A 22,184-nucleotide genomic window follows, 5' to 3' on the forward strand; every position below is an offset into this window, starting at 1 on the left:
ATATAGTCTTAATGATGCAAATGTGAGAAGAATATTATCATCAATAGCAGAGTGCCTTGAAGAAGATCAGTTGGAAAAACTGAAAGACAGATTAATATTTATTGAATGGAATGATACTGATGAAGAAGATACAATATCTGAAAAAACATTTACCTTTGAAAATGGCAAAAGTATCACAATGAATGGCATTTATTTATCGGATTTTGGAGATTTGTATGATGCAATTTTATCAAATAATGTTAAATATGAAGTAAAGAAATTGCGAAGAATAAAAGAACAACTTTATGAACTGGTAAAAACAAATAAACCAACTGATAAGTTATATATAGCGACAGGATTAGAAGATACTAATGATGATATTGATTTTGTGGTGGGAGTTGGAGTATATAGTAAATTTGGACAAGTCGGATATAAGGGATTAAGTTTAAATCAATTATATAGATATGTATTAGGACAATCAGATCTTCAATATGATGATAATATGCTATTAGAACACACAATACCGGAATTATATAATGGAAAGTCAGTGCTACCAGTATGTAAGTTAGTTAACAATTGCGATAATATAAAACATATAAGTGAGAGAGCAAAATGGTGCATGAAAGATTCATTAATGGATTTTTTGTCAGATAATCAAAAAGAACAGGTGAAAAAAGGTTATTTTAAAATGGAGTTGTCTATGCTTAAATATTATGAGTATAATAATTTAAGTAAGACATTATCAAAAATACCATTAATGAATCCAAATGAAATTGATCCAGATGAGTTATATAGTTTCATTGATAAGGCATTAAAAGATGACTCAACATTATTAAGTTTAGATAAGGCTATAAATAATCAGTCTGATTCTGCTATGAGAAAATGTATAGCTATATGGGATTGGATAAAATATCATAGGGCTGCAGAAAGCAATATGAAGATACTTATAGAGCAGGATAATGGTTAAGTTAAAGGTTAAAAGAATAAAAGGCTATAATACCAATGATATAAAGTATTGAGCATTGTTTATATAGATGAATACAATAATTTTATTTACGGACTCCAATCCTCATCCATAGCATCAGCCCAATCCTGCAACTCACAATCAAGAGCAAGTGTAGCATACATAAGAGGATTATCAATCGCAAGGTTATCAATAAGCCTTTGAGAGTTAGGTGTAGTATGGAGATTCTTTTCAGCTTCAGCACAGGATAAGAATAGAAGTGTATTATCAGCAAAAGCAATATCAATTCCGTTCTTGTATTGGTTATAGTAAGCAAAATGTATTTTCATAGTATTAGTCCTTTCTTTGCTAAAGTAATGAGTAGTTCTGGGAATGTGTGGGCAGTTAACCGCATACAACACATATGCAACACTGTCATACACAAATCCCCTATTTCTGGGCTTTTCTTGTTATCAAAACGTTAACAAAGAGATAATAAATTATTTCATAAGAATTTTCGAAAAGTCCTTAAAACCAAGAGTTTTAGGGGCTTTTCTTTATTTGCAACTAATTAAAATTCCCTCCTGTTTTATTGGAAAATGTGGTACAATAAACATAATATATAATCATTAAAAGCATTGTATAGCAATGTCTTTTTACAAATTACAAGGAGGGTTATCATGATCAAAATAAACAAAAGAATTGTCCCAATCGCACTGGCGGTTTGTCTGACCGTTTCCTCAGCTTCCGCTGCGGCGCCGGCATATTCAACAACGGCAAGTGCCAAATCCTATGTATATGTGGCGGCGTCCGGCAATGGCGCGTGCTATCACACCAGCAAGAACTGCAGCCGCATGCGGGGACGTGTGGTTAAAAAGACAAAGAAAGCAGCGAAAAGACAGGGCTACCGTGCCTGCAAGAAATGCTACCGATAACGTGAACATGAAAAAGAAACGTATGAGAAACAAACAGAGATAACAAAGGGAGATAATTGATGGATCATACGGATTATGAAATTACACTGATCCGCAGCCGCCGTAAAAGTCTTGCGATTGAGATCACGCCGGAGCTTCAGGTGGTCGTACGGGCACCGGCACGAATGCCGGTAAGAGAGATTAATGCATTTGTGCAGGAGAAGGATGACTGGATCCACGCACATCTGCAGCAGATGGCGGAAAAAAAGCGGCTGCAGGAGCAGTACCGGGAACAGGCACTTTCTAAGGAGGAGCTTCAGGAACTTGCCACGCAGGCAATGAAGCTTATTCCGCAGAAGGTTCATTATTATGCACAGATCATTGGCGTCACCTACGGGCGCATCACTATACGGAATCAGAGGACAAGATGGGGAAGCTGCAGCGGAAAAGGCAACTTGAACTTTAACTGCCTGCTTCTTCTGATGCCGGAGGAAGTTCTGGATTATGTCGTGGTGCATGAACTTTGTCATCGAAAGGAAATGAACCATTCCGCCCGTTTCTGGGAGGAGGTCGAAAAAATCCTGCCGGATTACCGACAGCGCAGAAAGTGGCTGAAGGATAACGGAGGCAGGATCATGGACCGAAATCGTCCGGTATCCTGATACAACGAAAATTACTTATTAAGACTTCCTAGACCAATAACGCGTATACGCCCATACGATTTCTTTTGTCCGGAAAATGAATAGGCATTTTGCCTCATAAAACAAACTAATCCGTGGAATAGGACTAAAAATTGACGCAGATCAGTAGGATTTCTGAAAAGACTTTACTTTGCCACGCTTTGATGAATACACATCCGAACGACTGAGTCCCGTAGGTGGGCTCAGCTATTTCGGTCGGCACGCTTTCGCTACCACTGCACCACGCAGCGGTACATAACGCCCCATACAAGATTTATATCTACATATATGTAAGTTTTTTGTATATGGGGCGTAAGTACCGGCGGGTGCAAGTGCCTTACAAAACATCTGACTCCCACCTCGGGACGAGTACGGAAGGATGTGTTCATCAAACATCAAAGCGGCAAAGTAATTAGTCTTTTCGAAATCCGTAAGTGACAAGACAATTTTTAGTCCTATTTCGCGGATTTTCAAGCGTTTTGGCAGACAAAATGCTCTTTCAAATAATTAGACAAAAGAAATCGTATGGGCGTATTTTAATATTCCGCATAGGAAGTCTTAGTGCATTATTCGTTGTATCAGGATGCCGGTGTATCATTTTGACTATGATCCCATATCTCATCATGGGACGGTCAGTTTGAATGAGTTACTTTTGGTGATCTCGTCATCGGAGAGCGGCATGACGGAAAGTGTATGACCGGACAGTTCATATCCGGAGAAATAATATGGAATTGACATTGTGGTGCCGGCAGGAATACAGTTTTCCAAGCAGATAACATCATAGCTGTTCTCGATGTCGCAGTAGTATTCCAGCGGACGGAACGACGCATAATATTTCTCATTGTCCAGGGTCAGATAAGGAGCATGTGGAAGCTCCGTGGAATAACAGTTGTTGATCTGCAGAACCACTTTATAATAGTCGTCGGCAAAGCGGTCGATCGAAGCCGGCAGGTCCTTTTCGGCAACCTTCTCCGTGTCGGAGACAGGCGTGACCGCATACCTTTTACCAGACTTGTACTGGGTGCTGCTTGATTCGGAAAAGAAAATGCTGCACGGGAGCGCGATCAGTATGGCGATCACAAGAATCCCGTTGATGCCGGATTTTCTGTGAATCCACATCAGTCCTTTTACAATACATTCGATTCCTAAGCTGAATCCTCGCATAATTTTCCTCATTTCTATTCAATAATTTGATGTGTGTCCTACTTCTTTTGCTTTGGGATTCCGATGACAAGATAAGAGTTTGCAAGTACCTCTGTATCCGGATCAAGTTCGTTGATCAGAAGCCCCTTAAAATCATTTTTCTTGATCAGGAAGGAGAGTGTGCCGTTCTGACTGTCAATATTGTCTGTGATTCCGTTGTCCTCCAGCTCGCTGTATTCCAGGTGCTTGACGCGGGATAGATCATAATTGGAGATCGGCTTGAGATAACTGTCGTCCTTTGTGACACAGTAAGGACTGATGCGGTCGCTGTCCCAGTGTGTGTAAAGGTGATTTTCGTCCGCCTGACCCGGAAAGGTGTCGAGAGCCTTTTGTGGGACGGTAACGTGATATTTTACCGTGAGAATTTCATATCCCTCCGGCGTCTCGAAGGTGGAATCGTTATCGGTACTGCGGGAGGAAAATGTAACCGTAAAATCTCCGTTTTCCGTAGAAACCGTAAAGCCCTTGGAAGGCTTGACTTTCGTCGGGGTGACCGGCTCGGACAGAGTCAGAGTTTTGGCTATTTTGTTGGTCTGGTAGGTATGGAATACCTCCGGCCCGGCGATGATGAATCCGAGAATAACGATCAAAATGGCTGTTGCGAGCCAGTTGTTGCGGCGTTTGCCGGAAGTGCTTTTGGTGGCAGTTTCCCGGTGGGATGCCATCGGCTGAGTCTGTGGTTGTGTCTGTGTTTCGCTGCTGTTGTATGAAGACGTCCCCTGCGCCTGTGTTTCGCTGCTGTTGTATGAAGACGTCCCCTGTGCCTGTGCTTCGCTGCTGTCGTATGCAGATGCCTTGTGTGCCTGTGCTTCGCTGCTGTTGTATGCAGAAGATCCCTGTCTCTGGTAGACGCCGCAGTGAGGACATAATCCGGCATAGAGATCGTAGTCAAATTTCCTGCCACAGTGCGTACATTTTATTTTCATATGTAATCTCCGTTCTATACGATTTGTTACAAAAGGTGGAAAGTCCGACCGCATCCGTACGGTGGATTTCCTGTGTTTTTCGTTATGATGAGTGTATCATATTTTAATGGGAAGATGCAATGTTTAATGATTTGGAAAAGGCTGTTTTGCCGGGGGCGCTTGACTTTTTAAGAAAAAGTGCCACAATAAAGAAAAAGAATGAGAGGGGAAGTCATAGTACATATGAAGAGGCATAAAATAATACCTGTTTTCATATTTTTCGTAGTGGTACTGGCAGCAGCCGGCGGCATATGGTTTCGGTGCAAAGACACCGGTCCGGCGGGAAAACGTGTGTCGGACCAGAAAACATTTCCGCAGTTTCACAGCGAAACGGATCAGGACAAGGATGGCATAGATGATCAGACGGATATTCTTAAGGGAGCACTGGACTACGTGGCGACAAAGCCGAAATATAAGAGTCAATATTACAACGGTGGTTATCCGGATGATGGCTACGGGGTATGTACGGACGTGGTTGCTTTTGCTATGAAAGCAGCCGGCTATGATCTGATGCGGCTTGTGGCAAAGGACGTGGAACAGCATACGGACGCTTACGATATCGATCAGCCGGATCCTAATATTGATTATCGCCGTGTGAAGAATCTGCAGGTGTATTTTGGCAGGCATGCGCAGAGTCTGGCAACCGATGTATCGGATGTGGAGGAATGGCAGGGCGGCGACATCGTTATATTCCGAAAACATATCGGAATCGTTTCGGACAAGAGAAATAAAAATGGGGTGCCGTATGTAATCCACCACTACAGTCCATGGCAGAGAAGCTATGAGCAGGATATTCTCGAACGCCGCAGTGATATTGTTGGTCATTATCGCTGGAACTTCGGAAATGAATCCGGGGAGAAGGCGAAACAAAATAAAACGACGCAAAATAGTCGTTAAACTTAAAAACAGGGCTTGACAAAACGGAGACCGGATAGTATACTGGACAGGCAGTGTGAATTTGCCACTACGATTCAGGGGTGTAGTTCATCGGTAGAATAAGAGTCTCCAAAACTCCAGAGGAGGGTTCGATTCCTTCCACCCCTGCTAACCGATCCCATAAAAATGACTGACATTTTTATGGGATTTTTTCGTTATACAGGAATATGCTTGTGATGTAGCGTGGATCAAGGACAAAACACAGGTGCTTCCTTTTTCTTTATATGGGAAAGTGACTGTAATACAGCAGGAAACCGACGAGAATGGTAAAACGATGACCGGTGTCATTTGGAGGAATACGATGAATACAAGAAAATCATTATATGATATCAAATCTTTTTATAACAAGAAGGCGGTATTAAAGGCAAGCTTTCAGGGAATGCGCTATCAGCTGGAACAGTACAGGGATCCGGAGAACGAGGAGGCAGAGCCGGTGCTTCGGACAACGATCTGGCCGGAGCCGTTCTGCTTTGAGAAGACAGATCCGGATAAGAAGACCATCCGGGATTTTGTTTATACGGAGGAAGGTCTGGATGAGGCATACGACTGGCTTTGTCAGATTTACGAGGAGCGCAGCGGGGAATGGAGCGAGGCAAGAGATAATCCATATAAGGGTTTGTTTTAGAGGGTGTTCAGGAGGTTTTTCAGGGAACGTAAGAGAGAATCCTTCAGATCGAAATCGGACTTCTCAACATGGTGGATGAGTTCCTGAACCTTTTCCGGCTGTCCGGCATCCAGATAAATTTCGGCGAGGGACACATAGGTGTCCCTGATGTCGCTGCCAAGCTCGATGGCACGCTCCAGGATCTGTCTGGCACGTTCGTCCTGACCGTCACAGTTATGGTGCAGATAGTTTCCCCACATGCCGAGATTGCGGATCAGAAGAAGATAATTCTGATCATATTTGGACAGCTCCGGGAAATTAGCGGTTCCGTAGGTGAGCTTGATATCGGTATTGCTCATGCCGGACAGGTTGATGATCTTGGAGGAGAGGATGCGGCGTACCTGATCCTCACGATATTTTTCCTCGCCCTCTGCCGTATCGGAGAACGGAAGCTCATCCTCGGAGATCGTGATATAGTCAAGACCACTGATATCTTTCCGGCGGACAAAATTAGCTTCGCGCTCCTTTTCCCAGTAGTCGGTATCCCATTCGGAGTTATTATTTTGACCACGTTTGGTCTTGACGTTCAACCATATAACGAATAGAATAAAGAATATGAGAAAAATTGGCATAAGACATCATTCCTCCCTGTGGTGGTGTGGTTTCATTTGTGCAATATCGAATCAAAGAAAGGAGAGCAGTATGAACTTTTTTAACAAAAAAAATCAGCAGAGAATTGCCGTTGTTATTTGTGTGTTACTTATCATTGCCATGGTGCTTCCTATGGTTCTCGGATACTTAGCTTAATATGAACGTATAAATCAGCAGATGGTCTCATCTGCTTTTTTCATATGGACTTTTTTCAATATACAGAATGTACGAAAAATTGTCAAATACAGAGGGAATCTTTGACTTGCGATTTGCCGCCAATATGATTAAAATATAGGAATAAGCAAAAGTAAGGATGAGACGAGATTATGAGAAAGAATAAAGTATTGACAGCTTTTTTTGTGATTGGATGTATAGCAGTAGTCGGCATTGCAGGGATTGTGACGCTGTTTGCGAAGGATAATTTTGGCAATAAGAACCTGATCTGTGACGGGATATCCATAGGAAGTCTGGATGTTGGCGGCTTGACGCAGGAGCAGGCGCAGAAGAAGGTGGATGATTATATAGCAAAACGCCGGCAGCAGAAGCTGGTTGTGACAGTACAGGAGAATCAGATCGAAGCCACAGCCGCAGAGGCAGGTCTTGAGATTGCAGAGGGCGATTATGCCGCAGAGGCACTTCAGATTGGTAAGAAGGGCAATCTTTGGGAGAAGTTTCAGGAGATTCGTAAGGCAGAGGCGGGAAAGCGTGATATTGCGCTCGAGACCAAGGTGAATGAGGATACGCTGAAGAACTTTGTGGAGACAAAGTGTTCCGTATATGATATTAAGGCGAAGGATTCCCGGCTGAAGTTTAAGAACGGGGCATTGAAGGCGACGAAGTCCAAGGAAGGTCTTGAGGTACAGACAGACACGACGATGGAGGCAATACAGAAGACTCTTCTCAGTAAGAAAGCAGAGAATGCCGATGCTTTGGATGTGACCGCAGATGTGGAGGTTACGGAGCCGAAGTTTACCAGAGAGGAGGCATCCCAGTGTACGGATCTGCTTGGCAAGTATTCGACAACGTATGCAACCTATCAGGTAGAGCGTTCCAGCAATGTTGCGACGGCAGCGGGCAGGATCAACGGTACGGTTATCTATCCGGGTAAGACCTTTTCAACGATCAAGGTGATCAAGGACAGAACCGAGGAGAATGGATATAAAGCGGCACCGGAGTATTCCGGCGGAAAGGTTGTTTCCGGTATCGGCGGAGGTGTCTGCCAGGTATCCACAACGCTTTACAATGCGGTACTCAATGCAGAGCTTAAGGTAGTTGAACGCTCTCCGCATTCGATGGTGGTAGGCTATGTACCGGTTTCAAGAGATGCTGCGATCTCCGGCGATTATAAGGATTTCAAGTTCAAGAACAATACGGATTATCCGGTATATATTATGGGGAACGCATCCGGCGGCATCTTAAGCTTTCGTGTATATGGTCACGAGACGAGAGAAGCCGGCAGAGAGATTTCGTTTGAGTCTGAGGTGACGGACACGATCGAGCCGGGCGAGGAGGTTGTCACGGAGGATCCGACGCTTCCGGCAAGCTATCGTTCTGTGACACAGTCTGCTCATGTGGGATACAAGGCGAAGCTCTGGAAGATTGTCAAGGTCAACGGTGTCCAGACAGAAAAGGTACAGGTCAATACCAGTGCCTATAATGCGTCACCGCAATATGTTACGGTAGGAAAGCAGCCGGAGACGGCAGCGCCATCTGCTTCAGCTTCGGCAGGTTCAAAGAAGTCGGCAGGAACAGCGGCACCGTCAGCGACGAAGAAGCCGTCAACGACAGTCAGACCATCCAGAACGAAAGCACCGTCTGCTGCGAAGAAATCGGCTGCCACGAAGAGCAATACGGCGAAGAAGAGTACCACTTCCGTATCCGGCAGTAAAACGACTTCAGAAAGCACCCCCAATAATACGAAAAGCAGCACCAAGAAAACAACAAACACCGGCAGCAGGAAAGCATCATAATGCCTGCAGATTAAATAGAAATGAGGTTTCGTCATGGAAATTGGAAAGGTACCCGAGAATGTACTGAAAAGAGCGGTTTTTAAACAGATCAAGCATCTTCGCCCGGAAGTGCTGCTGCATCCCGGAGTGGGAGAGGATTGCTCCGCAATTGAGACAGCAGAGGATGAGGTGCTTGTATTTTCCACCGATCCCATTACAGGTGCATCAAAGGGCATGGGGACACTGGCGGTACATATCACTGCCAATGATCTTGCATCCAGCGGGGCAGAGCCGGTTGGTATTCTGACCTGTGTGATCCTGCCTCCGCGTACCAGAGAGAAGAAGTTGCATGATCTTATGGAGGAGATCATTCTTGCAGCGAACAGCCTTCACATCGAGGTGATGGGAGGTCATACGGAGATTTCCGATGTGGTTAATCGTCCGGTGATCACGGTTACAGGTGTTGGCAAGGTGCATAAGGATAAGCTTGTTTCTACCGGCGGTCTTCAGCCGGGAGATGATCTGGTCATGACAAAATGGGCAGGTCTGGAAGGAACATCGATCATTGCGGAAGAGAAGCGCGAGGAGCTTCTGACAAGGATTCCGGAGCAGCTCATTGATGCGGCAGCAGCGATGAGAGAGTATATTTCGGTGGTACCGGAGGCCGCAGTCGCGGTGGATGCCGGTGTCACGGCAATGCATGATGTCACAGAGGGCGGCATTTATGGTGCATTGTGGGAAGTAGGAGAGGCATCCGGCGTAGGAATCATAGCTGATCTGGACAAGATACCGATCCGTCAGGAGACGATCGAGTTGTGTGAGTTTTATGATATCAATCCATACATGCTGATATCCAGCGGATGTATGCTGATAGGAACTCCTCACGGCAATATGCTGGTGGACCGGCTGGCAGAGCATGGCATTCCGGCTGCCGTGATCGGCAGAGCCACAGAGGGCAATGACCGTATCATACGCAGCGGCGGGGAGACACGTTTTCTGGAGCCGGCAGGCAGCGATCAGCTTTATAAGATATATCAGTAGCCCGTTATACAGGTGATTATTTATTGAAGGATTAATGGAGGTAATTATGATCAAGAAACAGATTTTAGATGCGATCAGCATGAACAGCCGTCGTTCCACAGAAGATCTGGCGGCCATGTTAAATACAGGTACAGATACAATTGAGCATGAGATCAAGGAGATGGAGGATAATAAGGTCATCTGTGGCTATCCGACACTTATTAACTGGGACAGAACAGACTGTGAGAAGGTTACAGCTCTTATTGAGGTGAAGGTAACACCACAGCGCGACATGGGATTCAATAAGGTAGCAGAGCGTATCTACAAGTTTGAAGAGGTAGAGAGCGTTTATCTGATGTCCGGCAGCTTTGATCTTACTGTGATCATTGAGGGAAAGAGTATGAAAGAGGTTTCCCGTTTTGTGACAGAGAAGCTGTCTACTCTGGAGTACATCACAAGCACCGCAACTTATTTTGTACTGAAGAAATACAAGGAGCATGGTCTGATCATGACCGATGAAAAGCACGATTCAGAAAGGATGTTGATTACCCCATGAGAGACCCATTATCTAAGAAAGTACAGTCTATTGAGCCTTCCGGTATCCGCAAGTTTTTTGACATCGTCAGTGAGATGAAGGATGCGATCTCCCTCGGTGTGGGTGAGCCTGATTTCGATACACCATGGCATATCCGTGAGGAGGGTATCTATTCTTTGGAGCAGGGAAGGACGTTTTATACATCAAACGCAGGTTTGAAAGAGTTGAAGGAAGAGATTGCCAATTATCTGAAACGACGTTTTCAGCTTTCCTATGATCCTAAGAGGGAGATTTATCTGACCGTAGGCGGTAGTGAGGCGATTGACGGAGCACTCCGTGCAATGCTTGATCCGGGTGATGAGGTTTTACTGCCACAGCCGAGCTATGTGTCCTATGAGCCGTGTATCGTTCTGGCAGATGGTGTGCCAAAGATCATCGAGCTGAAGGAAGAGGATGAGTTTAAGCTTAAGAAGCAGCAGCTTCTGGATGCGATTACAGACAAGACAAAGATCCTGATCATGCCGTTCCCGAACAATCCGACCGGTGCGATCATGACAAGGGAGGATCTGGAGGATATTGCAGAGGTCGTACGGGAGCATGATCTGTTTGTAATTTCCGATGAGATTTATTCCGAATTGACATACAGTGGAGATCATGTGTCGATCGCATCGCTTCCGGGTATGCAGGAGAGAACGATCGTGATCAACGGATTTTCCAAATCCTATGCGATGACAGGATGGCGTCTCGGATATGCCTGTGGACCACAGGCGATCATTAAGCAGATGCTCAAGATCCATCAGTTTGCTATTATGTGTGCGCCGACGTTGAGCCAGTATGCGGCAATCAGTGCTGTTCGTGACGGCGATGCTGATGTAGAGCGCATGAGAATGGCATATAATCAGCGCAGAAATTATCTGATGAAAGCCTTCCGCGATATGGGACTGAAGTGCTTCGAGCCGTTTGGCGCATTTTATGTATTTCCAAGCATCAAAGAGTTTGGCATGACCTCGGATGAGTTTGCAACGAAGCTGTTACAGGAAGAAAAGGTCGCTGTCGTACCGGGAACGGCATTTGGTCAATGTGGCGAGGGATTTCTTCGTATTTCCTATGCGTATTCCATTGACGACTTAAAGATTGCTCTCGGACGTATGCAGAACTTTATCGACCGTCATAGGAAATAAGGGGGGCGGTAACGTGATGAATATTGTACTTCTTGAGCCGGAGATACCGGCGAATACAGGAAATATAGGACGTACCTGCTGTGCGACCGGTTCAAGACTGCATCTGATCGAGCCGATGGGCTTTCAGATCAATGACAAGATGCTCAAGCGTGCCGGACTGGACTATTGGAATGAGTTAGATGTTACGGTTTATGACTGTTACGAGGACTTCCTTCAGAAGAATCCGGATGCAGCCGGTAACATGTATATGGCGACCACAAAGGCGCATCAGACATATACGGATGTCACATATCCACCGAACGCATATATTATGTTTGGTAAGGAGAGTGCAGGGATTCCGGAGGAGATTCTTGTTGATAACGAAGAGAATGCGATCCGTATTCCGATGAATCACAAGATCCGCTCTCTGAACCTTTCCAATTCCGTGGCGATCGTATTATATGAGTCACTTCGTCAGAATAACTTCATGGAGGCGGAGAGAAACGGGCAGCTTCACCGGCTGCATTGGCACAGCGAACAGTAAGAGAAAGTCTGGAAAATTGCAAAAATTCCCCTTGATAGAAAATCGCTTAGAACGTGAGAATAATAAGATCCACTTTCACTGGATATCCAATGAAAGTGGATCTTATCAGGTTTAAGCAATTTTATTTATATATTCCTTAAATTTCAAATACCGATTATTCGAAGCCTGAGAATATTATTTATAATGCGGCTTTTCAATAATACTCATGATCGCTCAAAATCAACATCGATATCACCAAGGCTACACTTGAGACTGATATCACCATAAACATCTGTGGAGGAATCGTCTTTCGTGCTATCTCCAAAACAGATATCCCCCATAGAGGAGTGACTGGTGAAATTATAATTGCTCTTAGAACCCGGCAGCAGGAGACTCAGATCGCCGGTTGCACATTCCAGTTGATTTGTTCCGGTAAGTTTTGCCGCAATATCGGTATTGCCAACGGCTGTTTTGGAGTTCAGGTTGTTGATCTTATTTTCGCCGGGGCTGTTATCGGTGTCTCCAAGCTCCAGATCACCAACACCAACCTTTGTTGTACAGTGATCGGATACATGGATCTTATCGATTGTACCATCGCCGGCACCGATCTTTATGCTTAACTGTTTCGCCGTAAGCCCTGTCATATCCAGAGAACCGGCACCTACCTTGAGCGTGGTGTTATCGGCGGTCAGAGCATCATCAATTTCACAGTCACCTGCGGCAATCGAAATATTGGCACGGTCAAAATGTTTCTCCAGAGGCAGAGTGATCGTATAGGAAACATCGGAATCCCAGTTTTTTGACAGAAACGGAATCCGTACTGTGTGATCCAGAAAAGTGATCGTTGCATTGGAGGAATTCGGTGTTTCAATATGCCAGACATTGTCCTTGATATAGGAGTAATATTTGCTTTCCAGGCTGTCGGTATCATCATCCGGCTGGATAGAACAGGTGTCACCCCTTTGGATGGTAATATCCTGACAGTGGAAATCAAAATCAATGCCGGTGATTAAGCCTGAGTCCTTTTCTGAGAGAGTGAAAGTACCATTTTGTGTGTATTTTGGATTGATATTTTGATTCAACCGAAAAGCAAATAATGTTCCTCCCATGCTGATCCCGGCAATCAGGCAGAGGATACCGATCAGGAAAATGCAGGATAAAGCAAGCAGAAATTTATCTCTCTTTTTCATAGCTTTCACGTGTCTTGCCAACGATTAGCAAGACGCCTCCTTTCCAAGTAATTTGATGCGGCACCAGTCCCAAAGCCGTCCGAGCTGGCGCCAGAGCAGTGGAATAAGACGGATGGCAAGAAAAACACCGAGGTAGCAGAAGGCACTTCCAAGTGAAAACAGAAGACAGCCAACGCCAATGGTCAGAACACCACTTGCAGCGTGTCCGGCAAACAGTGCAATAAATCCGGCTACGATGGCAACGATTCCGCTAATTGCAGATCCACCGCCGCCTAAGACCAGTGCAGCAAAAATGCCGACCAGCGCTCCAAGCAGTCCCAGAAGGAAGCTGGCAATGCCGAGCAGCGCAGATCCCCAGATTGGAGAAGTGACAACAAGGACAATGATCATAATGATCAGATTGGTATTATCCATGCCGGAGAATAAACCGGAAGATCGGCTACAGGTTGACTGGTTTGCACCGGAAGCGTTGCTGTGGCTTGCACTACCGTTCGTATATCCGGTGTTTGACTGTTGATTGCCGGAAGAATCTCCGTTCATGTGTTGATTGCCGGAAGGATCTCCGGTCATGCTGTGCCAGTTGTTATCAGATTGGGAGCGGTCATTTTGAGTGCTATCCGGAGTGACATCGGATGCATTGCCGGAGACATTTTCAGAGTGCTCCGGCCCGGCTGCTTTATATGGCTGCAATGGAGCGGTAGCATGAGTGCTTGCACCATCCCCGTATGTGATCTCATCCGGGGAATCTGCCTTGATCAGCTCCGCGATATTTTCAGGAGAGCCCAGCTCGTTCAGAACTTCCTGTTCATTGTCCTCACCTGCATCAGCAAAGTAATCTTCATAATAATGAAGTGCCTGCTTCCGTTCTTCTTCGGGCAGGTCTTTCAGCAAACGGCTTAAGTCGCCTAGAAATTCATATTTTGTCATATTTCTCCTCATTTCTTTCATTGATCTATGGTTGCGTCAGCTTGTTCCAGAAGAAGCTGATTGATCTTATGTGTGTAGTTGTGCCATTCCTGTCGGTAGAGGTTAAGCTGTACCCTGCCCCTTTCTGTGATTTTATAGTAACGGCGGTTTCTGCCGCCGCATTCCTGATCATACACAGAGAGACAATCATCCTTTTGCAGCCGTCGCAGAACCGGATAGAGTGTCGATTCGGATACGTCAATGACAGAACGGACATCCTGTGTGATTTTGTATCCGTAGGTTCCTTCGGCAGAATGCTCCACCACGGCAAGTACAATGGCATCCAGCAATGCAGAGCCTGTGTTAAATATCATAGGAAGCCTCCAATCTTAAATAATAACTCCAAAATCCAGATGCTTCGCATCTGTCGCGCGATGCGCTGGAAGATTTTGTCGTTCATGCATTCTATGCAAGTGAACAAGCTCCCTTGCGATAAGAATTCACGATATAATACTATATATCATATAATATGATGATATTATACGCTGTATAATATAAGATGTCAACATAAAAAAACTCTGAAATAGGATTTTGTGAATGAAATCCTTTATTTCAGAGTTTTTGTGAATTTCAATGATTTCTCATAATGACCCTGTCCGGTATTGATAACAGGATCATGGATTTATTATTTGTTCTTGTCTTTGGTCTGTCCCTTTGTATCTGCTTGAGATTCGGTCTCTGTCTCAAAGGAAATGGAAGCGTTACCCTTGTCGGCTGTAACAGATATGGTGCCGTACTGTTCTGTGCTGTTCCGGGCATCGGCAGGAACTACAGATTCATGAATCTTCAGATTATAGGCGGCTGCCGGGAAGGTATAATTCGCCTTGGTTCCGGCGAGAGCCGCTTCGATATTGCCACGGCTTGTCTGTAAGGAAGCAGAACCCATCAGCTTTGCATAAAGAGTGATACCGCCATGCTTATTGGAAAGAGTGGTATTACTCATGGTCGAATCCATTGCACTGCCGGAGGTTCCGACAAGCAGACGATTATTTGATGCAATATTGCCATTTCGTGTAATTTCTGAAGAAGCAATGCTGGTAGTACCATCTACGTTAATGGAAGCAGTATCGGCAGTCAGTTTATCGGCGCTGAGATCGCCGTTCTTGATGTTAATATTGACCTGACTTGCTACCAGTGCATCGCAGGTGACATCGGAACGGTTTGTGTTGATTGTAATCTGATCCAGTTTGGCATTTGGTGGAATCACAAGTACATAGCTACCATAGCCGCAGACCCATTTGGATGGAACGCTGAATTTTAAGCCAAACACATTGGCAGTTCTCTTGAACTGGGTTGCGCCGGCATATAACACGCCATTTAAGACATAACCATCGTACTGACCGCTGCCGGAGAGATCGAAGTTCTCACCGGATTTGATGGAAATCTTACTGGCAAAAAGGTTTAATTCAATCGAACGCACATCTGTGGTCTGGACATCTCCGATGGGAACGGCACCCTCCGGAATAGTTGCTTCCGAAAAGATAGCTGGAATTGAAGAGGGACCACTGCCCATTACAAAACCGGCTACCATAATTACAATTCCTATGATTCCTATTGCAATAATGATTTTAATTTTATTATTCATGCTATTCTCCATTCTGAAGCATATTGCTCCCAGCAGTTATCTGTTTATTTCAGGGCGAGACGGGCAAGCTTTGCCTTGATCCCGCTAAATAGTACCTTTACACTGAAATAGGCACCCGGAAGGATTCGGGTGATAAGCTTATAACCCAGAAAACATAATCCGCATCCTGCGGCAAACAGGAAGAAAATACATCCCAGAGTAAAGACGCTGGTAGAAATCTGAGCTGAGAAAAGTGCCAGAAGCGTCAGCGCAATAGAGGCAAGGCTTGCCACAAAGCATCCGATACCTGCTGCGATACAGGTGGCAACAGCACATACGCCTAATGCGAATACCCCCAGAATCACTCCGACAAGAGTAAGCCAGATCGGGCAGGTGACTAACAGGACAATGCCGATGACCATCTTCTTGGAGCTGCTGTAGCGCTCTGCGTTATTTTCTTTTTCGATGGCGGCATTCTGTTTGGCAGCCGCACGAGCCTGTTTTTTATTCACTTTGGAAGTGGTAGAATTGATGGACTTGATATCAACCTTTGTTTTGTTGCGGCGTGCAAGCTCTTCTTCTGCTTTTTTCTTGTCCTCCTCCGTATCGTCCCGGAAGATGGAATTACGCATGGAAGAGGTCTTGGCTGGTGCTTTCGCAGCATCTGCTGTCTGCGCAGTCTGAGTCGGAGTGCCGGAAGTTGTCTGCGGAGCAGTCAGAATCGGAGTAACGGAAGCCGTTTGTGGGGCAGCCGGGGTCGCAGTACCGGAAACCGGCTGTGCTGTCATAACCGGTTGCTGTGGAGCAGAAACGGTTTGTGGACGAGGTCTTGTTGCCGGTGACGGCGCCTGTGGCTGTGATGCCGGTGAAACAGGTGATGATGGCATCGGTGTCGGTGGAACAGGTGCTGTAGTGACGGACTGTCCCATCGGAGCAGCTGCAATGGATGCGGCTGCCTGAGCCGGTGTAGGACTCTGTGTAAATGAACCTGCTGCATCAAGAGATGGTGGCGGTGTAGCCCGATTGATCTGCGGTGAAGCAGATGCAGTGGTGGCAACTTGTACCGGAGCGGCTGGTGTAATCATGGAAGATGCTGCCTGCGTTGGTGTAGCCTGAGCCGGTGAAACCGGAGTAGGGGATGGTGCTGCCTGTGCAGGCTGCGCTGCAGGAGTCTTCGCCTTAACGGTGGGCGCCTGTGTTACAAATCCACTTGCAGTTGCCATAGACGCATTCTTCTGTGCCTGGGCGGCAAGCTTACGGGAGTATACCGGTGGCTTACTGGCAGCGGCTGCAGCCCGCGCTGCGGCTGCCTGCTTCTCTTCTTCCTGAACAGTGGATCTTGCGGCAGCCTTCTGACGCTGTAGAGAGGCTTCACGGAGCTGTTCCGCGATATATGCCGGAGAGATAAAATCGCGGATGATTTCCTGTTCTTTTTCCGGACCGGCATCTGCGAAATAATCCTCGTAATATTCCATCGCCTGATCGACTTCTTCCTGAGGTAAATCTGCGATCAGACGGCTCAAGTCACCCAAAAATTCAAATTTTGTCATTTTTTCCTCCCCTTTTTGTATAAAATACGGTTTTATACAAGTATCCATTGCCGGAAAGCAATGGATACTATAGATAGATATATGCGTTTATATCATTATTTGCTGCTGTCCTCGTCGTTGGAGATCAGATGTGCCTGTAACAGACGGCGTTTGAAATCATCCATTGGTGCTTCCTCCGGTTGTGCAGGAGCTGCCTCCTTTTCCGGCTCTGTCTTTGGAGTGACAACGGCTTTCGTTTCTACTGATTTTGCTTCAACCGGCTTTGCCTCTGCTGGCTTTGTACTGATCGCTTTTGCCTCTAATGGCTTTGTGATCGTAGCAGTTGTTTCTACCGGCTTTGCATTAGGAGCTGCAGCCTTCTCCTCGAAGGTCTTTGCTGCGGCTGGCTTATATACCTGTGGCTCGGAAACAGATGGCTCTGAGATAGCCGCCTCTGGAACCGGAGTCTCGGAAGATTCACTTGCAAGTGGCTGTGAACTTGATACCTTTGAATAACTCTTCTGTGAGAAGATCTTCGGTGTGGCGGATTTCTTCTGCTTGCCCTCCATTAGAAGATCTGCTAATCCGCCTACAGCATCATCAGGAACTTCGCGGTAGCTTGATCTGGAAATAGGTTTGGACTTGGAAGTCTCAGCCTTTGGTACCGGAGCAACCGGTCTTGACGAAGAAAATGCCCGAACCGGATTAGATGATGAAAATGCCCGCAGTGGTGTTGATGAAGAGAAACCACGGAGCGGATTGGAAGAAGATGTCTGCTTTGGAACAGGAACGGGAACAGAGCTTGACATTGCAGAAATATCTGCGGCAGTTGCTCTGAATTCATCAGCAGCGGAACTTCTTGATTTACGACCTTTTTTCTTGGAAGAAGAATCATCTTCCTTCAGAAGATCAACCAGACTGTTCACGGAATCATCGCTGTCCGGATTACGAACCTCCTGCATACGTGAGCTGGAGGTTGGAACCGGTGAAGATTCTGACATAACCGGTCTGCTTTGACTTGTAGACTTTGGAACAGGAGTCGGCTTTGGAGTGTCTGCAATCAGTTCTTTAGGAATATTTTTCTTCTTGTTTCGTCCAAAGAAGCCACGTTTCTTAGGCTGATCGTCATCCTTGAGAAGATCGACCAGGCTGTTCACGGAATCATCAGTTTCTTTGTTACGGGTTTCCGCATAACGAACCGGGGTAGAAGAGGATTCAATCGACTCCGACTCCGGAGAAGCTTCCGACTGTGTATTTTCTGCCTCTGCCGGATTTAACATTGCGGCAACGGCGTTGATATCGTTGATATTCAGGCTTGCATTTGCGGCGGCCTCCTGTGTCGCAGCCTCAGCGACCTCAGGCTCCGGATGTGCTTCCATAACTGTTTCGAAGGAGCGAAGCTGTGTCAGCATGCTTTCAAGTGCATTGATTGTTGCAATATCTGACATGGAGCTTTCAAGCTCAGGAAGATCATCATCCTCGGATTCCTCGGAATCACCCATTGCCATTTCTGCAAGGAAATCAGCCTCATCGTCTTCATCGGAGTCTGCTCCGGATTCTGATTCAACAGGTGCATTCATATCAATGGTCTCTGTAGCAGGCTCATCGGCAGGCTCCTGATAAACAGGTTCTGCATTCATGTCGATGGTCTCTGTAGCAGGTTCATCGGCAGGCTCCTGATAAACAGGCTCTGCATTCATATCGATGGTCTCTGTGGCAGGTTCATCGGCAGGCTCCTGATAAACAGGCGCTGCATTCATATCGATGGTCTCTGTGGCAGGTTCATCGGCAGGTTCCTGATAAACAGGCTCTGCATCCATAACAGGCTGAGGAGCAGGCTCACTGACAGGCTCCTGATAAACAGGCTCTGCATCCATAACAGGCTGAGGAGCAGGCTCACTGACAGGCTCCGGAACAACAGGCTCTGCATTCATAACAGGCTGAGGAGCAGGCTCACTGACAGGCTCCGGAACAACAGGTGCTGCATCCATAACAGGCTGAGGAGCAGGCTCACTGACAGGCTCCGGAACAACAGGTGCTGCATCCATAACAGGCTGATAAGCAGGCTCGCTGACAGGCTCCGGAACAACAGGTGCTGCATCCATAACAGGCTGATAAGCAGGCTCGCTGACAGGCTCCGGAACAACAGGTGCTGCATCCATAGCAGGCTGAGGAGCAACTACCGGTGCCTCATCGTAAGAAATGAATGAAGAGGCTGGTATATTATCAAATTCGAAGAGATCTCCGTCAGAGGAAAATCCCATATCATCGGATGTGACAGAATCATCATCACCGATGGAAAAATCAAAATCCATCATAGCATTGGAAGCACCGCCAATATGGAAAGTATCTTCCCCGGCAGCGGCTGCAGCAGTTGCATCAGCCTGTGCTACGGTTGCCGGATTGATCTGTGGTGTTACGTTCATGACAGGAACCGGCTGAGGCTCAGAAACAGGAGTTACCTGAGGAGCAGCCTGCATAACGGGAGCCGGCTGTGAACCGGAAACAGGAGTTACCTGAGGAGCAGCCTGCATAACGGGAGCCGGCTGTGAACCGGAAACCGGAACTGCCTGAGGAGCAGCCTGCATAACGGGAACCGGCTGTGAACCGGAAACCGGAACTGCCTGAGGAGCAGCCTGCATAACAGGAACCGGCTGAGGGTCAGAAACAGGAGTTACCTGAGGAGTAGCCTGCATAACGGGAACCGGTTGAGGCTCAGAAACAGGAGTTACCTGAGGAGCAGCCTGCATAACAGGAACCGGTTGAGGGTCAGAAACAGGAGTTACCTGAGGAGCAGCCTGCATAACAGGAACCGGCTGTGAACCGGAAGCCGGAACTGCCTGAGGAGCAGACTCCATTGCCGGTGCCGGTTCTGCAGCCGGCTGAGCGGCTCCGGTCATCAGTAAAGAACTGGCACCCTGAAGATAGCTGTTCCATGTCTGCTGACAATATGTAAGATGCTCACGTCCGGCATCTGTAATCTTATAAAAGCGACGGCTTCGGCCACCGATATCCTTATGATAAACCTCAAGGTAGCCATCTGCCTGCATTTGCTTTAACAAAGGATAGAATGTGTTCTCCGGTACATCAATCTTTGAGCGGACATTCTGGACAATCTTAAAGCCGGAAATGCCTTCTGGCGTACTGGCCACAATTGATAAAATAACTGCATCGAGAATTAACTCACTGGTGTTAAACATCATAACATTCATCCCTTTCCTTTTGAAGTACATATTATTCTTCTGTGAAGTGATAATATGCCCACCTCTTTTACTCTTTTCCCTCTGATCTGTCTTACTGTTACCAGACATATCTTTACATAATTTCTCTATATACATTATCGTACGGATCACAAAATATTGCAAGTGACGAAAATGTACAATTTTTTATGGTTAATGTTGTCAATATTGCCTATTGCCAACAATATGTCACAATTATATCATACTTTTATCGAAAAATCAGCCTTTTTTTACAAAATATGAAAAGTGTCCATAAAAAATCTTTGTAAAAATGTGTGAATTTTTAAGTAAGCGGAGTTATTCGTATAAAATAGCAAAGTTTTTTGAAAAAAATCAAAAAAGGGATTGAAAATACTCTGATATCATAATAAAATAAATCTGTGTGCATATTATTATATTTTGTGCATTTCCGGGTATTTGCGCAAATCATATATAGAACATAATTTAACGATGCCACGTTTGTTTGTGGCAGATTGGAGGAAAAAATGAGCACAAAGAAAGGAAAAATCGGAGTTCTGACAAGTGGAGGAGATGCACCGGGCATGAATGCTGCCATCCGTGCGGTTGTTCGTACAGGTATTACCAGAGGCTATGATGTGTATGGTATCAGGAGAGGATATAATGGTATTCTTCACAGAGAGATGGATTTATTAACTTTTAAGGATGTTTCTGAGAAGCTGCAGCACGGCGGTACATTTTTGTTCACCGCAAGGAGCGCAGAATTCCGTGAGATAGAGGGAAAGAAGAAGGCGGCAGAGATCCTCAAGGAGATGGGAATCGATACACTGATTGTAATCGGTGGTGACGGATCCTTTACCGGAGCTAAGAATCTTTCCAAGTTTGGTGTTAATATTATTGGTATTCCCGGAACGATCGATCTGGATATCGCATATACTGATTATACGATCGGTTTCGATACTGCAGTGAATACTGCAATGGAGGCAATTGACAGACTTCGTGAGACGTCTAATTCCCATGAGCGCTGCAGCGTTGTTGAAGTTATGGGACGTTCTGCAGGATATATCGCACTGTGGTGTGGTATTGCCAATGGTGCAGAGGAGATTCTTCTGCCGGAGAAGTTTGATAATAACTACGATGCTCTTCTGGAGCAGATACATAAGAACAGAGAGCTCGGTATGACACATCAGATCGTTGTAAACGCAGAGGGTGTTGGTCATTCGGATGAGCTTGCTAAGAGGATTGAGGAAGCAACCGGAATCGAAACGAGAGCGACAATCCTTGGCCATTTACAGAGAGGCGGAAGCCCGACAGCAAGAGATCGTTTCTATGCATCTATGATGGGTGCGTATGCGGTTGATGTCATTGATCAGGGCAGAAAGAACCGTCTGATCGGCTACAAGAACGGCAAGCTGTACGATGTCGATGTGGATGAGGCATTTGCTATGGAGAAGTCTATTGATGAGTATGAGTACGAGATTGCGAGAGTTCTCGGAACAAGAGAGTAGAATATACGCGGGGGGATGCAATCACCGCATAGCAGAAAGGCTCAGACCGTTTGGTCTGAGCCTTTCCTGATGTGCGCCTAGCGGCGCACGTTTCTAACGGGTTAAAGTCCCGAATCCGCCCGGTAGTGGGAAGGATATAGCCGAAGGCAAGGGTGTCCATCGTGAGAT

General features: G+C 46.0%; 20 protein-coding genes, 1 tRNA gene and 1 pseudogene. 12 read left to right on the forward strand and 10 right to left on the reverse strand.

Annotation, left to right across the window (positions count from 1 at the left end; all coding sequences use genetic code 11):
- Positions 1-946 (forward strand): annotated as a pseudogene (locus ACZLMD_RS10960) (hypothetical protein); the annotation flags it as partial.
- An 86-nt stretch (positions 947-1,032) separates the two neighbouring features.
- Here ACZLMD_RS10960 and ACZLMD_RS10965 read toward each other — a convergent pair.
- Positions 1,033-1,272, reverse strand: coding sequence for a DUF6061 family protein (locus ACZLMD_RS10965; protein WP_489495687.1), 240 nt, complete (start codon positions 1,270-1,272; stop codon positions 1,033-1,035).
- Positions 1,273-1,602: 330 nt separating this feature from the next.
- Here ACZLMD_RS10965 and ACZLMD_RS10970 point away from each other — a divergent pair, with 330 nt between their 5' ends.
- Entirely contained in the window at positions 1,603-1,857 is a 255-nt protein-coding gene (locus ACZLMD_RS10970; protein ID WP_022305151.1) for a hypothetical protein, read from the forward strand.
- A 59-nt stretch (positions 1,858-1,916) separates the two neighbouring features.
- Positions 1,917-2,498: a M48 family metallopeptidase gene (locus tag ACZLMD_RS10975; RefSeq protein WP_022305152.1), complete on the forward strand. Its 582-nt coding sequence runs from the start codon at positions 1,917-1,919 to the stop codon at positions 2,496-2,498.
- Between the two features lie 639 nt (positions 2,499-3,137).
- Here ACZLMD_RS10975 and ACZLMD_RS10980 read toward each other — a convergent pair.
- Both ACZLMD_RS10980 and ACZLMD_RS10985 read right to left on the reverse strand, forming a co-directional pair.
- The gene (locus tag ACZLMD_RS10980; RefSeq protein ID WP_489495688.1) at positions 3,138-3,680 is read right to left on the reverse strand and encodes a hypothetical protein; all 543 of its coding nucleotides are present in this window, start codon (positions 3,678-3,680) and stop codon (positions 3,138-3,140) included.
- A 38-nt stretch (positions 3,681-3,718) separates the two neighbouring features.
- Positions 3,719-4,645 carry a hypothetical protein gene (locus tag ACZLMD_RS10985; protein ID WP_482523062.1) on the reverse strand — a complete coding sequence of 309 codons (927 nt, stop codon included), beginning with the start codon at positions 4,643-4,645 and terminating at the stop codon, positions 3,719-3,721.
- Between the two features lie 222 nt (positions 4,646-4,867).
- Between ACZLMD_RS10985 and ACZLMD_RS10990 the strand changes: the two genes are divergently transcribed.
- The 3 genes from ACZLMD_RS10990 (at position 4,868) to ACZLMD_RS11000 (ending at position 6,245) form a co-directional block, all read left to right on the forward strand.
- Positions 4,868-5,581, forward strand: coding sequence for a DUF1287 domain-containing protein (locus ACZLMD_RS10990; RefSeq protein WP_022305155.1), 714 nt, complete (start codon positions 4,868-4,870; stop codon positions 5,579-5,581).
- 76 nt (positions 5,582-5,657) lie between these two features.
- Positions 5,658-5,728, forward strand: a tRNA-Trp gene (locus ACZLMD_RS10995).
- A 193-nt stretch (positions 5,729-5,921) separates the two neighbouring features.
- Positions 5,922-6,245, forward strand: coding sequence for a hypothetical protein (locus tag ACZLMD_RS11000; protein WP_022305156.1), 324 nt, complete (start codon positions 5,922-5,924; stop codon positions 6,243-6,245).
- Here the strand turns inward: ACZLMD_RS11000 and ACZLMD_RS11005 are convergent.
- Positions 6,242-6,856, reverse strand: coding sequence for a tetratricopeptide repeat protein (locus ACZLMD_RS11005; RefSeq protein ID WP_022305157.1), 615 nt, complete (start codon positions 6,854-6,856; stop codon positions 6,242-6,244). The two genes, ACZLMD_RS11000 and ACZLMD_RS11005, sit on opposite strands and share 4 nt — an antisense overlap.
- A 345-nt stretch (positions 6,857-7,201) precedes the next feature.
- On the opposite strand from ACZLMD_RS11005, the gene ACZLMD_RS11010 reads away from it, so the two are divergent.
- Genes ACZLMD_RS11010 through trmL form a run of 5 tightly spaced genes read left to right on the forward strand, consistent with a single transcriptional unit; the run spans position 7,202 to position 12,083 of the window.
- Positions 7,202-8,845 (forward strand): VanW family protein, encoded by a 1,644-nt coding sequence (locus ACZLMD_RS11010; RefSeq protein WP_489495689.1) that lies wholly within the window; start codon positions 7,202-7,204, stop codon positions 8,843-8,845.
- Between the two features lie 33 nt (positions 8,846-8,878).
- A complete protein-coding gene (locus tag ACZLMD_RS11015; RefSeq protein WP_022305160.1) occupies positions 8,879-9,865 on the forward strand; it encodes an AIR synthase family protein in 987 nt (328 codons plus the stop codon).
- A 49-nt stretch (positions 9,866-9,914) separates the two neighbouring features.
- The gene (locus ACZLMD_RS11020; protein ID WP_118559802.1) at positions 9,915-10,400 is read left to right on the forward strand and encodes an Lrp/AsnC family transcriptional regulator; all 486 of its coding nucleotides are present in this window, start codon (positions 9,915-9,917) and stop codon (positions 10,398-10,400) included.
- Positions 10,397-11,560 (forward strand): aminotransferase class I/II-fold pyridoxal phosphate-dependent enzyme, encoded by a 1,164-nt coding sequence (locus ACZLMD_RS11025; RefSeq protein WP_022305162.1) that lies wholly within the window; start codon positions 10,397-10,399, stop codon positions 11,558-11,560. Before ACZLMD_RS11020 ends, ACZLMD_RS11025 begins: the two co-directional genes overlap by 4 nt.
- Positions 11,561-11,573: 13 nt before the next feature.
- Positions 11,574-12,083, forward strand: a complete 510-nt coding sequence (gene trmL / locus ACZLMD_RS11030; protein WP_455056453.1) for a tRNA (uridine(34)/cytosine(34)/5-carboxymethylaminomethyluridine(34)-2'-O)-methyltransferase TrmL — start codon at positions 11,574-11,576, stop codon at positions 12,081-12,083.
- Between the two features lie 203 nt (positions 12,084-12,286).
- On the opposite strand, the gene ACZLMD_RS11035 is transcribed toward trmL, so the two are convergent.
- From ACZLMD_RS11035 to ACZLMD_RS11060, 6 genes are all read right to left on the reverse strand, one after another.
- Complete coding sequence (locus ACZLMD_RS11035) at positions 12,287-13,273, reverse strand: DUF4097 family beta strand repeat-containing protein (RefSeq protein ID WP_489495690.1); 987 nt, start codon at positions 13,271-13,273, stop codon at positions 12,287-12,289.
- Positions 13,274-13,276: 3 nt separating this feature from the next.
- Positions 13,277-14,179, reverse strand: a complete 903-nt coding sequence (locus ACZLMD_RS11040) for a DUF1700 domain-containing protein (RefSeq protein ID WP_022305165.1) — start codon at positions 14,177-14,179, stop codon at positions 13,277-13,279.
- Positions 14,180-14,196: 17 nt separating this feature from the next.
- The gene (locus ACZLMD_RS11045; RefSeq protein WP_484107077.1) at positions 14,197-14,532 is read right to left on the reverse strand and encodes a PadR family transcriptional regulator; all 336 of its coding nucleotides are present in this window, start codon (positions 14,530-14,532) and stop codon (positions 14,197-14,199) included.
- Between the two features lie 311 nt (positions 14,533-14,843).
- The gene (locus ACZLMD_RS11050) at positions 14,844-15,803 is read right to left on the reverse strand and encodes a DUF4097 family beta strand repeat-containing protein (protein WP_489495691.1); all 960 of its coding nucleotides are present in this window, start codon (positions 15,801-15,803) and stop codon (positions 14,844-14,846) included.
- Between the two features lie 44 nt (positions 15,804-15,847).
- A complete protein-coding gene (locus tag ACZLMD_RS11055) occupies positions 15,848-17,332 on the reverse strand; it encodes an HAAS signaling domain-containing protein (protein WP_489495692.1) in 1,485 nt (494 codons plus the stop codon).
- 95 nt (positions 17,333-17,427) lie between these two features.
- Positions 17,428-20,523: a helix-turn-helix transcriptional regulator gene (locus ACZLMD_RS11060; protein ID WP_489495693.1), complete on the reverse strand. Its 3,096-nt coding sequence runs from the start codon at positions 20,521-20,523 to the stop codon at positions 17,428-17,430.
- A gap of 512 nt (positions 20,524-21,035) precedes the next feature.
- Between ACZLMD_RS11060 and pfkA the strand changes: the two genes are divergently transcribed.
- Complete coding sequence (gene pfkA / locus ACZLMD_RS11065; protein ID WP_022305382.1) at positions 21,036-22,016, forward strand: 6-phosphofructokinase; 981 nt, start codon at positions 21,036-21,038, stop codon at positions 22,014-22,016.
- Positions 22,017-22,184 lie beyond the last annotated feature (168 nt).

It is taken from the genome of Jutongia sp., assembly GCF_057878315.1.